Here is a 13668-nt window from a genome sequence, read left to right on the forward strand (position 1 = left end):
CCTTATTTTAAAATTTCAATATCACGTAGATACTTGAAAATTAATTCGAATTTTTCATTAATGGCTGTTCTCTCTTCTCCCATAGGAAAAGCTATGCTATCTGTACGAGTCCCTGCTACGAGGTAATCGCTTCTTCTTCCGCTTGCTACAAGCTTATCTTGGATATAGGATTCAAAGGCTCTAGCGGTAAGCTCCACATTGGAACTCCAATACTTATCTACCTTCCCCTTGTCTAATGAGATGGAAGCTTGATAGTAGTTAGACTTATCCGTTGGGTATGGAATTCTATCCACTCGCTCACCTGTTTGCTGCTCATGAAACCAAGCTAAGGCTTGAGCAAACTTTTTTATATTTCTCTCGAAAGCTTTTTTCGCTTTTTCGATTCTTTGGTCTGCATGGATGCTAACACGTGAATAGAATTGAATATCTGACTCTAGCTGAGCTTTAGCCGATTCAACCTTTTCAGTCATAGCAGCCAATAAATCTCCGTTGTGACGACGATAGCAAGACTTAAATTCTGTACCTCTCCAAAAGGTTTTATCGTCATTCGTATTCTCAAAGTAAGCTACACTTTTCCCTTTCTTAATCACTTCAATTAGTTCAGAGAACAGAATGGATACCAAAGAATCAATGTGTGAACCTAAAGTATCTGGGTTTGAAGCATAGTCTAACTTTCCGTACTTTCCGTTATGGCTTAGGCGGTAGAGGTAACTGTCATATGAGTGCCAAAATTCATGGGCAAAGATTCCAAGACAACCACGTTGTTTGGTCATGTTTATGACGTTAGAAAACGGTTCATAGTGCGCAAGGGCAGAACCGCCTCTTCCTCTAGCTCCGAAGGCCATGGCAAGCGTTCCATCGAGAGATACAAACGAATAACCTACCTCGAGTAATTCAGCAAGATCCATCATCGCTTCTGATGAACGAAGAAGATGTTCAGTTGCTTTAGAATCATCGACGTAATGGCCGAACTCAACTCCACGAAAGCCAAAGAACTGTACTAAATCTTCGGGTTTTTCTACAGGACTTTGAGCACCACCAATACGATCTGGTCGCTCAGGTAATGTCCGCTCCCATACAGGCTTTCTCTTCCCTGTAGATTTTTTTTCTTTTTTTCCTAATAAATCCTCCCAGGAATCAACCTTAAGAGCATTCCTAATAGTACTCCCGTAGCTTGTTTGGCTTTTGAAAAGGTTACAAAACTTCTTTCCTAAGCTGCTTAAACCTAAACGGTTTGCCCTTTCGATACCTCTCATTATGGTCTTACAGTTCGCTAACTGGTTACTAATTTTTTCATAATCCTTTGACCCTTTTTCTAGATCCTTTTGCATGGCTAGCAGTTCATCAATTCTCTTCACATAAAATGAGCAGTCTCTGCCTTCGTAACGAATGATAGTAGAAACGTCAGAAATAAATGAATATAAGTCTTCCATTTCTCTAATCATGTCAAAACGGTGAAGCACAAATTGCGCAGCCTTCATATATTGCTCACGGCTTTCTTTTGAATCACCACTTGGAGTAGCATCTACTCGTTGGATGATCAATTGTTTGGCACGAGCAACAGAAGGCTTTGTACAATTCTCGTTCTCTTTTTCCAAAGAAAAGCTTTTAAATAGTTCAGATTTTGTTATAATTTGAGCAGCAAGGACAGAGCTAATATTTTCAATCTCTTCTAAAGCAGAAAAAGTTTGATTATCCTCAAATCCCTTTCTAAGTGCCGCTAAGTCTTTACGTGCCAACCCGATCTTCTCGCCCACATCGTACGAAACCTTCTTATTGATTTGTTGCTCCGAACGTATATCTAATACCGCTAAATTACTCTCTTCAACGCTAAATAAAGACATTTGATTTTCCATGATTGAACCTCCAATAATGTTTTAAAGTAAAAAAAAGAGGCATGAAGAAAATTTCTTCAAAACCTCTTTTATATGCCACAAGACCTTTACAGTCTTTTTGTTTAAACCATACTCAGCAAAACAGGCATAATACCTGAATCTGATTGTACGAGCTGGTACCCACCTGAAAATGAATACTTTCCGTAACAGTTATGGAATGTATACCCCTCTTCCACATAAAATGAAAGACTTTCAATTGCTTCTCGAGTCGAATCCTCATAGGATAAGATGCGTTCGTCTAAGAAGTTGAATTCTCTTAGCCAAAGACGAGCTACCACTTGGTATTCGTCCTTACATCCTCCAGTGGGAAATTGATAATACCCAAATTCATAATTTCCAAATGAACATACCCTGATATATTGGATCACATTATTCCCCCATGTGCTTGCAAGTATAGGACTGATCCTTAATCATGCAGTAAGCACTCATGAATAAATCATTAAGCATGCCAAGTGTTAATTCATCGGGTGATATAGAGTAGGTAAAATCATTTCTAAACTCATATTGCCACATCTCATTAAATGCTGTTTGGTTATACTCTATCCAAAACTCTTGCGGTTCCTCAAAGTCTCCACCGATAAATTGGATATAGAATTTACCAGCTTCTAATTTGATACCAGTAATTTCATTTGAGAAACCAAGTACCTCGAAGAAGTACCATTCTTCTTCTTTCATAAGAGATACTGTAAGATTTGAATCTGTTAACTTCTTCATATCTTTTCTCCTCCTAGACCAGCTTCATAATTACACCGCTCGGGGTAATAACCTTAACGGACACTTCCCGGCGAGTTTTGATCTTAGTAATTACGGATACACTACCACTTTCATTTAGCTTTCGTTCGGTTGAAGGAATCTTCTTCACGATTTCAAGTCCTTGAACCAAGTGGTAATTGTCTCCCTCTCCTATTTCTCCGTTTACCGCTCCACTAGCTAATAAGAGTGCTAGTTGACCAGAATTCAAAGGTAAAATAGGATTTCCTCCGATTTCTAATTGCCTTGGCTTAGAACGGTTCATAAATGCTTGGAATCCCTTGCTCTGACGAATGCTTTCCACGAAATCAGATTTATTCGCTAGTTTGGTATAGAAGGTTTTTAATTCCTCAACACCTGCAGGTACATTCCATTTCTTACCCGCTGTAACAAAACGATCGATCGGAGTAACTTTCTCGAGTACAAAATCATCGGATTCCATGTGAGTAAGAAAATCAAAAAGCTTTTGGTTAAACTCTTTGTGTTTTCCGGACTTCTTGTTACCAATAAAAATGCACTGGCGATAATCATCGAAATCTTCATCAGAGAAACGCATCATGCCAACATTATAAAAATGAGTGGCCAGGAATCGAGCAATTTTCTTATCCGCAAATCTATAAGAAGGAATCACATACATCATTAATCCTTTGTCTTTAAGATAGCGGGTATTTCGGTATAGTTCGGTCCATTCTTTGCGTTCAGCTGAATCGTCGTCCATGCCTTTCATCGTAAAATCATAAGGTGGGTTGAGATATAGAAAAGAGACTGCATCATTCTGGATCACCATACTCTCGATTGGAGCATTGATAAGGTGAGTCAAAATGGATTCTGATTTCTCGGCTCTTGCTTTATCTAATTCCACTCCGTAAGTACTGATTCTACAATCCTCTGTTTGGAAAGTGGTTGCTAGTTGATTAAGGATTTCTCCTTCTCCACAAGTCGGGTCCAGCCATACTCCGCTTCCTTCCACTTCTAGTAATTGAGTTAAGTATTCTCCTTGTTTTTGGGGAGTGGCGAAAAAGCCAGCTCTTATCTTGTTACCTACATGACTCATAAACTTAATCCTCCTAAAATATTAGTTTTTGTATCGGCCCAAGTACGATAGCCACCTCTCTCATAAAAATCCTGGTATGGATCACGAAAGGTATCTAACATGCTAATAAGCTCTTCGAATATCTCCTTTGAAATCTTGCCCTTCTTAAAGAAGTTTCTAAGGTGTGTTAGAGCGACAACCTTAAACATCTGGTCCTCTTCTGTATAAGCACAATAAATGGTGATATAAGCGAGGTATGGAAGGTTTTCCTTTGCTTTTTGTAAGAAAGGCTTAACCGCTTCTTTATTTTTGTAACAATGCGGCAGCATATCCTTGATTCCTCCTTAAACAAAAAATAGCAAGAAATTAGTTTCTTGGCCCCCTTTGCCTTTGCAATTTAAATAAAAAACGTTCACTCTTATAAAGAATGAACGTTTCTTGAATTTCAGCCGACCTTTATCTCATCCAATCAGGTATATCAGCATCGATTTCTTGACTGCCTGAGAATGGATCTTGTTGGTTAAAAGGTGGCTCCTCATATGAATTATCTCCGTTTGTTGCGTTAGAATGGTTGTTTGAAGGTTTACGAGAATCAAGGAATTCAACATCATTTGCTATGAGTTCCATAGTGTATTGTCTCTTTCCATCTTTATCGTAAAAACCAGTTCTAAGCTCTGCATCAATCGCAACTAGACTACCCTTAGTTAGATATTTAGCACAATTGTCAGCTAGCTTCTTAAACGTTTTAACTTGTGGAAAGTCAGCCTCACGCTCACCTTGTTGATTCGTATATTTACGATTGACAGCAATGGTAAGTACACCGACTTTATTTTCTCCTCCACGAAGTTCTACATCCTTTGTTAAACGACCCGTTAACATTACCTTATTCATAAATATATTTCCTCTTTTCTAATTTTATTTGACCTAGTCAGTCAGAAGCCCTTTTTAATATTTTGTAGTGTGTGATAAATTAGTTTTCAATGTCAAAAAAATAGCTTAAAAAAGCTGATTTTGCACGTTCCACTAAGGAAGGACGAGACGTATAGTTAGTACTCATATGGTACGTTTTTTCGCCTGTTCTTCTCCACATCACTTTTTCCCCAGTAGCACTTTCAATCGCAGCAACAAATGTTAATACTTCACGTAGAGCTTTCTTTTGATCAAGTTCTTTCGCGATGTAAAAGCGACGAGTACCATCTTTCAAAAGAACCTCTATAGACATACGGTATTTCGCATTCGAAGCTAGTGCTTTCGTTTTCTTTCTACAATCCTCTACTACATCTCCTTGAATTCCTAATAACTGTGACATTGTTACAGCCATTACTACCACCCTTTCTGAAATAAAATAGTTAAATATTTTTATATTAGAACGCAAAAAAGCGCCCTTCAGAATGGACTTTAATAGACACATAGAAATAAAGTGTCTTAAAATCTTATCCCAAAGGACGCATACGTTTAATATCATAACCCGCTAACCAAATATATGGTTGCAAAAAAATTAAAAAAACAAAAAGTAGAACTGATATAATCTTACTATTTATTGGAGTTAGAGGCAATAGTTTTAGTGGTTTATTAGGTAAAAAGTATCTATGATAAATATGTTTTCAAGGCATATCGAAGATTTTCTATTTTGATACAAAATAGTTCGTAATCAAAAGTACTTCCATTTTTAAGAGACTTAACGGATAGTCTTATCTCTTCCCATTCCCTCCGCTGTCCTATAGACATTACAGATTCTAAATTAGATAGTTTCTTCAGTTCTTTTAAATGTAGTTCTATTAATGTTTGATAAGTTATCAATTTTTTGCTATCTCTCTCTTTCTTGTCCAATTCAGTTATATATTCATCAATTATTGGCAAGTGTCTTTCTAATAATGGGAGATTTGCATACGCAAACTCTCCGATTTCTAGATCCCCTATTTTCTCAGCGTGTTCTTGCTCTATTAGTAAGCCGGTTGAGTGAACAAATTTATTTAATATTTCCTTTTGTTCTTTAGAGATTAAGGTATTAAATACAAGCAATTGTTGCTGTGTAAGATTGTTATAGGCTTCTTCCCTTTTTAACTGTAGGTCGTATTCAGTCATCAAATATTTTACTTTAGCTAATTGGTTGTTTGTGAGGGGGATATGAAGCTGAATTTGTTGTTTTATATTCAGTGGAATAGTATCAACGACAAGGTATTTAGTTAAATCAGGATTGTCTTTTTGCTTAAACTTAAGTAAGATTTCGTCTCTTTCTAAATCAACTAGATGAAAACCAGTTTTAATATCTTTGAGTACTTCTGGTTGAAGATCGGTGTAATGCTCAAAACATGTTTCTCCTAATTTATAGGTTGTATCATCCCTTTTGTGGTAAACGATATATTGGAAACGTAGGGATTTTCCACATTCACATTCGTAGGGTCTACTTCCATAGCCCCCATCTAAAACGTCTACTAACACCCACTCATCCAACATTTCTTCAACTGCTTCTAAACTCATATTATCCGATAATACAATACCTTTCTTATTAGCTAATGTCTCTATCCATTTACTCTTTTTACTTTGCTTCGTATGTTCCATAAGAAAGTTTCTTTGGTCTTCTGAAAGACTGGACATTATATTTTCTACTTCACGTTTGCTAAGTGCTCTCATTGAGTTTGTACCTCACTTCCCTCATAGTAAAATATTAACATTATTAGATAATGGGTTCGATCAAAAAATAAGTAAATAACAAAAAGAAGTCACGTATTACGTGACCCCCAATCGAGTTCTTATAATGTCTGTTCAAACCACTGAATAAACTTATGATACGTTTGTTTCCTTGTTTTCTTTAGTACCAGTAATACTGGTAACATAAAAAACTGTAGAATGCTAATGGTTAAACCCGCTTTTATAAAGAAGTTTAAAGTTCCAAACGGGGTATCTAACAATAGAATTCCAATTGAAAATGCAGCTAATGCAACAGCAGACAGGAAAAAGCCTAACTCATATGGCTTCCCCTTTTTCAAAAATGTCTTTGAAATAATCTTGACCAATATAGCTGCGAACACAGCATACAAAAAAGCAAGTAGGACACTTAAAAATGCCATTACATATTACCATCCTTAAGTTAATTTATTTAGACTATATGCTATATTCTACGATAATATGTTCTTGCATCCAAGTATGTTCCTGCGTAATCCCAAAGTGCATAAAGGGTACCTACAGCTGGGATGCTTTTTAATACTTTTGATGATACAGTTTTCAGAAGTGTCCAAGAAAGAATTTTTCCACTTTTAATCGCATCTATTAAAGCATCCGCAACTGATAAAGCCCCTCCAATTACGGTTAATTCTAATTCCTTTTTCTTTAAATCATTAGCATAAATTTTGAAAATTTTAAAGTTGTCATTACCTGTTTTTGTATATTTATAGTAAGGACTTTGCCCGTTCATTATAGCAGTCGCTGACCCATCGGAGTAAGTAATCCATCTTGTGTCAGCTATGTATGAACCGCCAGAACCGGTTTGGTATCTTAATGAACTTGCGTAATTTATTCCTGATTTCGTAACAGTTGTTGGAGGTGGCAGTACATCGACTGTCCCAGTAGGGACCTCTGGAGTTTCCTGAATGTCAGTAATTTCAATTAATACGGGTTCTTCTGTTTGATCTGAAGTAACTAATATATCACCATTTTCTGTCGTCTCAATGGTTTGCTCACTTTCTTCTACTAGTACTTTTTCACCGTCAATTACTTTGTACTTAGTGATCACTACGTCTTGAATTTCACCATCTGTAATAATTTCTTCATGGTATTCATAAGTAAAGCCATCAGCTTCTAATACTTGATAGATTACTAGGTTCTCAGACTCGACAAGAAGCTGTGTGGGTTGTTCTTCGGTTAAAACTGGAGTGATTTCTTCTGCTTTTACAAGATTTAGCCCAGGTGAAAATAATGCTAGAGCAAGGGAACAAGACAGAGTAATAGGTATTAGTTTCTTTTTCATAAATAACCTCCTAATAATGTAATTACATGAAAATATTACCTTTTAGGCGGAGTTCCGTAAATAGAACGATAGTATTGAAATGGTTAGAATATATTGGTAATAAACTACTGTTTTAATAGAGAATTAAAAAAATACTAGTGTTTTAGTCTAATGTTCTAGAGGTTTTCGAACGTTATTAAGAATCGAAAAAGGAACGTGTTAGGTTCCACATGAATTAACTCCCTGTAAAGTGACTGAGAAAAGAAATAGGAGAAAAAACTCAGACAGAAAGTTAAATCCATTGTGACTGCTAAACACGTTCCTTTTACCATTATTAACTATTGTTTATGTTTTATCCTGTTTGGATAAGTATACTTCCTCCAAATACATTCGACTGGTCCATATGAGTACTTCTTCAACCAGAAATAACTAAATATAGATTGAATAATTAATATGCCAAAACCTAAAGAGATTGCTTTTATTGGAGCTATTAAACCATATAAACCGAAAAACTTAAATAATATAAAGCCTATAATGGACTGTAGAAGATAGTTTGTCATTGACATTCTACCTAGATTGCTAAAATAGGTCATATTTATTTCAGTTTTTCTCATTAAGACTAATACGAGTAACACATAAAATAAGCCGATTAATGGCCCTCCAAAAGCTTCTGAGAAGTGATGGGAAATAAAAGAATTTGGATTCAACATTGGTAAACTTTTAAGTGTGAATCCTAATATTCCAGAAGTAAATAAAACATATACTCTTAGATTAGTGTACTGGTGCAGAGATATCTTAGTAATCCACTGACTCTTAGCAAAATAAAGTCCAAACAAGAACATGGGAAAAATGCTAATAATGACAAAAGGAATATTAGACACTGTGTAGAGCTGGCTCCAATCTATAATATTTTGAATGAAACCATTAAAGAAATTACTTTGGTAATTATTTATTATTAATCGGATTAAATCCGTATTGTTAATTGTCGGTAACTCTGTCTTGTTTAATTTCAAAAGAAAACCGTAAAGTAAGTTAGGAATTGTCCATATACTAGCGGCTGCTATGAGAATGTTCTTTGGCTTTAAACGGTAGAAAAGGAGTAGTAAGAAACCTAGCACCGCATAGACTAATAAAATATCGCCATACCAGATAAGAAAAGCGTGAGCTGCTCCGATCACTAGTAAGAAAAAAAGTCTTCTTGAAAAGATATAGTAAGGGTTATAACCTCTCTTCTCTGCGCTTTTAAAAACAAAAGTTAAGCTTATTCCGAATAGCATTGCAAAAACAGGATAAAAATTAGACTGAATGAAGATTCGGAGAATTTCATGTATGTATTGCTCTAGTGGAGTAGTCCAATAAGAACTAGGGTTAGAGTCGTATAGTTCTGGCCATCCAAAAGATATAATATTTACAAATAAGATTCCCGTAATTGCTAATCCTCGAATTGCGTCTAAATTTAATAAGCGTTCTTTCATATTAGGTACTCCTGGTATATATAATAAGTAATTCTTATAATTTGGTATTAGATTACAATAAATTATTTTATTTTTTTGTAAAATTAGTCTATAATAGGGTTAGATATTCCATATATTAAAAATAAGCGCAGTGCTCGTAACACTACGCTTACCTTAACAACGCATAATCGCAGAATGGGTGCGATTGGCAGAATGTTAGTGAGATCTAAAGTAGAACCCACCTGATCCGGCCAGAGACAGGGTGGGTTCTACTTTTTTATTTTTTCAATCAAAAGTACGATTAGAGTTACCAATGCTACCATGAACATTGCTGTATTCAAATCCACGATTTATCACCTCCCAAATGGAAGGCTCAACCGCCCCACCCTGCAACTATGCAATTGTCTTCTCTATTATACCACAACGAACATACGTTTTCTTCCTGTGTATCCAAAAAATTGTAGGTAATATGTTTCAATTAAAAGAGTCCGCCAAATAAATAAAAAAGAGTGGAACCTTAATGGATCCACTCAATTATAATCATTTTTTATTTGCTTTTTTTATCCTTTTATCCATTGTTGTAATCTTCTGTAAGAGTACATCCAACTTTTTATCGTTTTTAATGCGAATTTCCTCGTGAATCTTATCTTTTAAAGATTGAATCACTTTATTTAGTCTTGATTTACCTTGAGTTTGAGCGGAGTAAAAAATGGTTAAGCCAAACCCATTTACTGCTAACCAACCACCTACGCTATCCCAATCCAATGAAAGGCTCCCTACTTTCAAGCACAAAATGATAAATGACACACAAAATACTAAAAAGGAGAATAGATGTATAAATCTTTCTAATGGACTAAGAAATAACAGGTATCCTGAGTCCTTATCATCCATTTTTTCAAATCCCTTTAAAAGTGTTTCTGTATTTTTCATTTTATTAATATTCTTTAGCTGTGAAAGATCACCTTTGTTAAATACATTTAACTCTTGAATCTCCTCGCCACCGTAACCAAGATGGATATACAATCTATTAATTAATGCTACACCCAAATTAACTACCCAAAGAGTAGTAAGTGCAGCAAGAACTACTGACAAGAACTCCACTAAAGTTAACGCGTCTTCTAATTTCAGATAAATAAAAGTACCAGGTAGTATTGCTAAATAACAAAAGTAAGACAATCTCTTTTGAAATAAAGTTACCCCTTTTGCAATTTCTTTTAATAATTCTATCATTCTATTTTCCTCCTAAATTAAATAATAAATGCGAGCTGACCATCGTTTTTCGTTTGAATAGGATTGGCTGCTACATTTGATAGCTTTTTAGTTTTTTTATTTAAACCTTCCTCAAAAGAAAATAAATTTTCTTCCCTTTTAAATTTCTGTGGTTTTGGCCTGATCCACCTTTGAATAAGTAACCACTTTTTCGATAACCTCTCCTGTTCGGCATGGTCCAATTCATCAAGGACTGTAGAATCCTCTTTTAACCCTTTAATTTCCGTGTCTAACGATATTAAAGAGTTTTGAAGAGTATCTAACATCAAATGATTTAAAGTCGCATGAAAGGCTTCCTTTGTCATTTTCGTAAAGGGCTGTCCATCCGTTCCCATCGTTACTGTTCCAGCTAAGTAAAACCACTCATTTACATAGTCTTTAGCTTGTTCCTGAGTAGTGATCCCATCTTTGCAGACAATAAATGTAGCTGAGTTATAGACAGCTTTCATATGAGCAAGATCAGTATGGTCGTAGTAGCAGAAGATACTTCTACCTGTTAACCGCTGGCGCTCTTTATGATAGACAGCTAGTTCCTTAGCGGACATATTCATCGGCAACTGAACATAGAAAATGGGATTAGGATTTGTTGTCTCATTTTCATTAATAGACCAATCTCTCTTTAGAACAACCGCTCCATCATATTGATGGTTAATTGGCTGTATATCTTCTAAAGAAACATGAAATCCTTCATTGGCCCACTCCTTAAGAATGTGTTCTACCTCTTCATCTGAAATCAGTGAGTATCCAGCCATTTTCTGAGTGTAGAATAACTTTTCAAGCAAGATTCTTCTCATTTCAAACGAAAACTTCCCAGGATCATATTCACCTTTTCCATTTCCTTTTGATGCTCTTTCATAGGTTTGGTACTCTTCGGTGTATTGCTCAAATTCATTGGCATACCAAAGACTCTCATCACCTAGAAAACCATTATCTAAGAAATCATCTTTAGATTTCTTCTCTATATCTTTAATCCCTTTAATCGGATCCTTGTATCTACAATCAAAGGTCACGTCATAAAGAAATGCTTTCCACTCTGCAAGATACGTAACAGAAGTGTCTCCTCCGTCAATTAGTTCTTGCAGCATCTTGTCTTTTCTCCCCGAATAAAGGCATACCCAACATCCGTTTCTGCTGTTGGTAGAACCACACGATTGATTCAATTCACTCTTACTACGGATAACTGGACACTCTTTTGAGTTATTACCGCCATAGAGAGCTTTTAGGTCTTCTAATGGAGTTCCCCATGGGAGTGTATTCGTATTGTAAGATAGCCAATTCCATAAATCATCTGTCGAAATATACTTAATCGGGTGGTAGACTCTCGATTTTGGTACGTAATCATGTTTTCCAAACACATCGTCACCTGAATGGGACCTGATTTTTGACGCACGTCGAATTGACTCATCCAATCTCACACCGAGCAATAGAGTTAACCTGTGCTCATGTTCGGGCTCAGGTATCACTACAGGCTGTTGTTTTAATAATTTCACCATAAGCTCACTCACAGGTTTTATCTTTATTCGGTCCGAACACCAGGAAAATCCCTTACCTGGAGCGGGAGGAATAACCCCTAAACCAATTACATGTCTAAAATATCTTTGAATCATTCGTGGCTGGACTAGATGAACCTCAATTCCAAGTTTTTTACCGTTTTTAGCCATCAATTCTAAGTTAGCATGTAAGTGTTTGGTGATTTGATTTGTCTCCACCAACGTATCCGAAGAAACTATGTGTACCCTTTTATGTCGTTGTTCTGGAGTAAGACTTTCAAGTATTTGCCATGCAAGAGCAGCAACTAGCGAAGAATCCTTTCCACCTGAAAAAGTTAGTACCCAATCAAAACAATCTTTTAGATACTCCTCTTTCATCTGTTCTTTAATGTCGTTGAATTGCTGTAATTTCTCTTCAGGATTTAATATCCAATCCATAAAATTATCATCAGATTCAATACGATTTACATTACGTTCCTCTATTACCATATAAGGCCCATACTAAATAATGAAAAGGAGGGCTTGCCCCCGCTAAACATCCATTTAGCAAGGACTTACACCTCCTTGAATTGTTTACTAGATTAAATTTGGTCTATTAAGCGTTAGGCCGCTCTTTTATCCTCTCGGTTAATGACAACACAATTCACTTTCTCAAGTTTTTCAACGATCTCATTGATACAATTGACCATTGATACTGAATCAGTGATAGGATAAGTTTTGCTAAAACCCATAGCCATGACAGTAACTTCATTTTCATACCCATATATATCTATCTTGTTAGACCATTCTTCTACATTTTTTAGGTCTTTCATTTCCACGTAATATTGAAGTTTCATCTGTATGTCCTCCATTAAGCACCCATACGATTAGCGGCTGCTGTTCGATTTTTATTATCCAACATATTCAGGAATTTCTCCTCATCCTCTAAAGTCATAACTGAAAATTCCAAATCAATCGTCTTAACGGTTTTGAATTGGTCAATTTCCTTTTTAGAGATCGTTCCATTCAAGATGAAACGTTCTAGTAGCTCCGAGTTGGGCTTTCCATACTCAATGAGCAACCACTCTCCGATATAGTCATAGACCGCAGGAACGTTGTATCTTGGTTGGTTGGCTACTAAAGAGATGCTTCCATACTTGTGAGGGATTGGCTCTCTTTTTTCTTTAGGCAAATACATCATTTGCTCAAACTCCGGCAAATTTATGAGCTTCCATTTCAATCGTTCATAATCATTCTTTAGTTCTTTGACGCGCGGTTTTAACATGACTATTTGACTGGCCAGATCATCAATCGCACAATCGTCCGAAATCACAAATGAGTCAGGGAGCTTATTTAACTCCTTCCCTACTTTGTTAAAATTCGGTTTCACAAAGAATGTATCTTCCAATTTAAACTCCTGGATCATGTCATAGTAGAGGAAATTGCTTTTAATAGCCTTATTATCAATTTCAACTACCTGAAGCAATAATCCCACGTCATATAAATACTCATTCAAAGCAAGATAGTCGGTCTCATATACCTTTTTGGCAATGAATCGACCGACTAACCCATGTTTCGTAAATTCATGACGCTTCACTTCTGACGATTTCAATTGTTCTCGTATGGAAGATGAAAGCTTTTTTAGTTTTCCTTCTGATTGTTTCAGTTCTGGGTAATACCCATCCTCGATGAATGTCTCCATGAGAGAAGCTGCAATAGAAGGTTTATTCGCCTTTTGTCCTTTTTTCTTAACCATCTTTATCACCTCATAGACCCCCTATCTAGCATGGCGGGAGTCTTATTGTAAGAGCCCCACTAGAAAGGGAGTTTACTTATGAAGTAAGTAAAATGT

At 36.0% G+C, this 13668-nt stretch carries 15 protein-coding genes; all 15 read right to left on the reverse strand.

What is annotated here, in order from left to right:
• Positions 1 to 2: 2 nt before the first annotated feature.
• The gene (locus tag ACVBAX_RS13630) at positions 3 to 1856 is read right to left on the reverse strand and encodes an LPD1 domain-containing protein (RefSeq protein ID WP_340906521.1); all 1854 of its coding nucleotides are present in this window, start codon (positions 1854 to 1856) and stop codon (positions 3 to 5) included.
• Between the two features lie 101 nt (positions 1857 to 1957).
• Positions 1958 to 2263: a hypothetical protein gene (locus ACVBAX_RS13635; protein ID WP_340906519.1), complete on the reverse strand. Its 306-nt coding sequence runs from the start codon at positions 2261 to 2263 to the stop codon at positions 1958 to 1960.
• A 1-nt stretch (position 2264) separates the two neighbouring features.
• Entirely contained in the window at positions 2265 to 2609 is a 345-nt protein-coding gene (locus ACVBAX_RS13640) for a hypothetical protein (RefSeq protein ID WP_340906516.1), read from the reverse strand.
• A 13-nt stretch (positions 2610 to 2622) separates the two neighbouring features.
• Positions 2623 to 3699, reverse strand: coding sequence for a DUF6094 domain-containing protein (locus ACVBAX_RS13645; RefSeq protein ID WP_447117494.1), 1077 nt, complete (start codon positions 3697 to 3699; stop codon positions 2623 to 2625).
• Positions 3696 to 4007, reverse strand: coding sequence for a hypothetical protein (locus ACVBAX_RS13650; RefSeq protein ID WP_340906509.1), 312 nt, complete (start codon positions 4005 to 4007; stop codon positions 3696 to 3698). Before ACVBAX_RS13650 ends, ACVBAX_RS13645 begins: the two co-directional genes overlap by 4 nt.
• 127 nt (positions 4008 to 4134) lie before the next feature.
• Positions 4135 to 4569 (reverse strand): single-stranded DNA-binding protein, encoded by a 435-nt coding sequence (locus ACVBAX_RS13655; protein WP_340906508.1) that lies wholly within the window; start codon positions 4567 to 4569, stop codon positions 4135 to 4137.
• 79 nt (positions 4570 to 4648) lie between these two features.
• A complete protein-coding gene (locus ACVBAX_RS13660) occupies positions 4649 to 4999 on the reverse strand; it encodes a DUF6018 family natural product bioysynthesis protein (RefSeq protein ID WP_447117495.1) in 351 nt (116 codons plus the stop codon).
• 266 nt (positions 5000 to 5265) lie between these two features.
• Entirely contained in the window at positions 5266 to 6312 is a 1047-nt protein-coding gene (locus ACVBAX_RS13665; RefSeq protein ID WP_340906504.1) for a hypothetical protein, read from the reverse strand.
• Between the two features lie 119 nt (positions 6313 to 6431).
• Positions 6432 to 6749 (reverse strand): hypothetical protein, encoded by a 318-nt coding sequence (locus tag ACVBAX_RS13670; RefSeq protein WP_340906502.1) that lies wholly within the window; start codon positions 6747 to 6749, stop codon positions 6432 to 6434.
• A gap of 41 nt (positions 6750 to 6790) precedes the next feature.
• Positions 6791 to 7645 (reverse strand): hypothetical protein, encoded by an 855-nt coding sequence (locus tag ACVBAX_RS13675; protein WP_340906500.1) that lies wholly within the window; start codon positions 7643 to 7645, stop codon positions 6791 to 6793.
• Between the two features lie 317 nt (positions 7646 to 7962).
• Positions 7963 to 9099 (reverse strand): DUF418 domain-containing protein, encoded by a 1137-nt coding sequence (locus ACVBAX_RS13680; protein WP_447117496.1) that lies wholly within the window; start codon positions 9097 to 9099, stop codon positions 7963 to 7965.
• 519 nt (positions 9100 to 9618) lie between these two features.
• Complete coding sequence (locus ACVBAX_RS13685; RefSeq protein ID WP_340906498.1) at positions 9619 to 10308, reverse strand: hypothetical protein; 690 nt, start codon at positions 10306 to 10308, stop codon at positions 9619 to 9621.
• 17 nt (positions 10309 to 10325) lie between these two features.
• Positions 10326 to 12326, reverse strand: coding sequence for a hypothetical protein (locus ACVBAX_RS13690; protein WP_340906497.1), 2001 nt, complete (start codon positions 12324 to 12326; stop codon positions 10326 to 10328).
• A 113-nt stretch (positions 12327 to 12439) separates the two neighbouring features.
• On the reverse strand, positions 12440 to 12673 hold the full coding sequence (locus ACVBAX_RS13695; protein ID WP_340906495.1) for a hypothetical protein: 234 nt from the start codon (positions 12671 to 12673) through the stop codon (positions 12440 to 12442).
• Positions 12674 to 12687: 14 nt separating this feature from the next.
• Positions 12688 to 13581, reverse strand: a complete 894-nt coding sequence (locus ACVBAX_RS13700; protein WP_340906494.1) for a hypothetical protein — start codon at positions 13579 to 13581, stop codon at positions 12688 to 12690.
• Positions 13582 to 13668 lie beyond the last annotated feature (87 nt).

It is taken from the genome of Robertmurraya sp. GLU-23 (genome assembly GCF_052983275.1).

What these genes read in the sequence shown, in the direction of transcription:
- ACVBAX_RS13675 (WP_340906500.1), bottom strand. Translation starts at nt 7,645, where the DNA reads ATGAAAAAGAAACTAATACCTATTACTCTGTCTTGTTCCCTTGCTCTA.
- ACVBAX_RS13640 (WP_340906516.1), bottom strand. Translation starts at nt 2,609, where the DNA reads ATGAAGAAGTTAACAGATTCAAATCTTACAGTATCTCTTATGAAAGAA.
- ACVBAX_RS13630 (WP_340906521.1), bottom strand. Translation starts at nt 1,856, where the DNA reads ATGGAAAATCAAATGTCTTTATTTAGCGTTGAAGAGAGTAATTTAGCG.
- ACVBAX_RS13690 (WP_340906497.1), bottom strand. Translation starts at nt 12,326, where the DNA reads ATGGTAATAGAGGAACGTAATGTAAATCGTATTGAATCTGATGATAAT.
- ACVBAX_RS13670 (WP_340906502.1), bottom strand. Translation starts at nt 6,749, where the DNA reads ATGGCATTTTTAAGTGTCCTACTTGCTTTTTTGTATGCTGTGTTCGCA.
- ACVBAX_RS13665 (WP_340906504.1), bottom strand. Translation starts at nt 6,312, where the DNA reads ATGAGAGCACTTAGCAAACGTGAAGTAGAAAATATAATGTCCAGTCTT.
- ACVBAX_RS13680 (WP_447117496.1), bottom strand. Translation starts at nt 9,099, where the DNA reads ATGAAAGAACGCTTATTAAATTTAGACGCAATTCGAGGATTAGCAATT.
- ACVBAX_RS13645 (WP_447117494.1), bottom strand. Translation starts at nt 3,699, where the DNA reads ATGAGTCATGTAGGTAACAAGATAAGAGCTGGCTTTTTCGCCACTCCC.
- ACVBAX_RS13650 (WP_340906509.1), bottom strand. Translation starts at nt 4,007, where the DNA reads ATGCTGCCGCATTGTTACAAAAATAAAGAAGCGGTTAAGCCTTTCTTA.
- ACVBAX_RS13685 (WP_340906498.1), bottom strand. Translation starts at nt 10,308, where the DNA reads ATGATAGAATTATTAAAAGAAATTGCAAAAGGGGTAACTTTATTTCAA.
- ACVBAX_RS13660 (WP_447117495.1), bottom strand. Translation starts at nt 4,999, where the DNA reads ATGGCTGTAACAATGTCACAGTTATTAGGAATTCAAGGAGATGTAGTA.
- ACVBAX_RS13695 (WP_340906495.1), bottom strand. Translation starts at nt 12,673, where the DNA reads ATGAAACTTCAATATTACGTGGAAATGAAAGACCTAAAAAATGTAGAA.
- ACVBAX_RS13655 (WP_340906508.1), bottom strand. Translation starts at nt 4,569, where the DNA reads ATGAATAAGGTAATGTTAACGGGTCGTTTAACAAAGGATGTAGAACTT.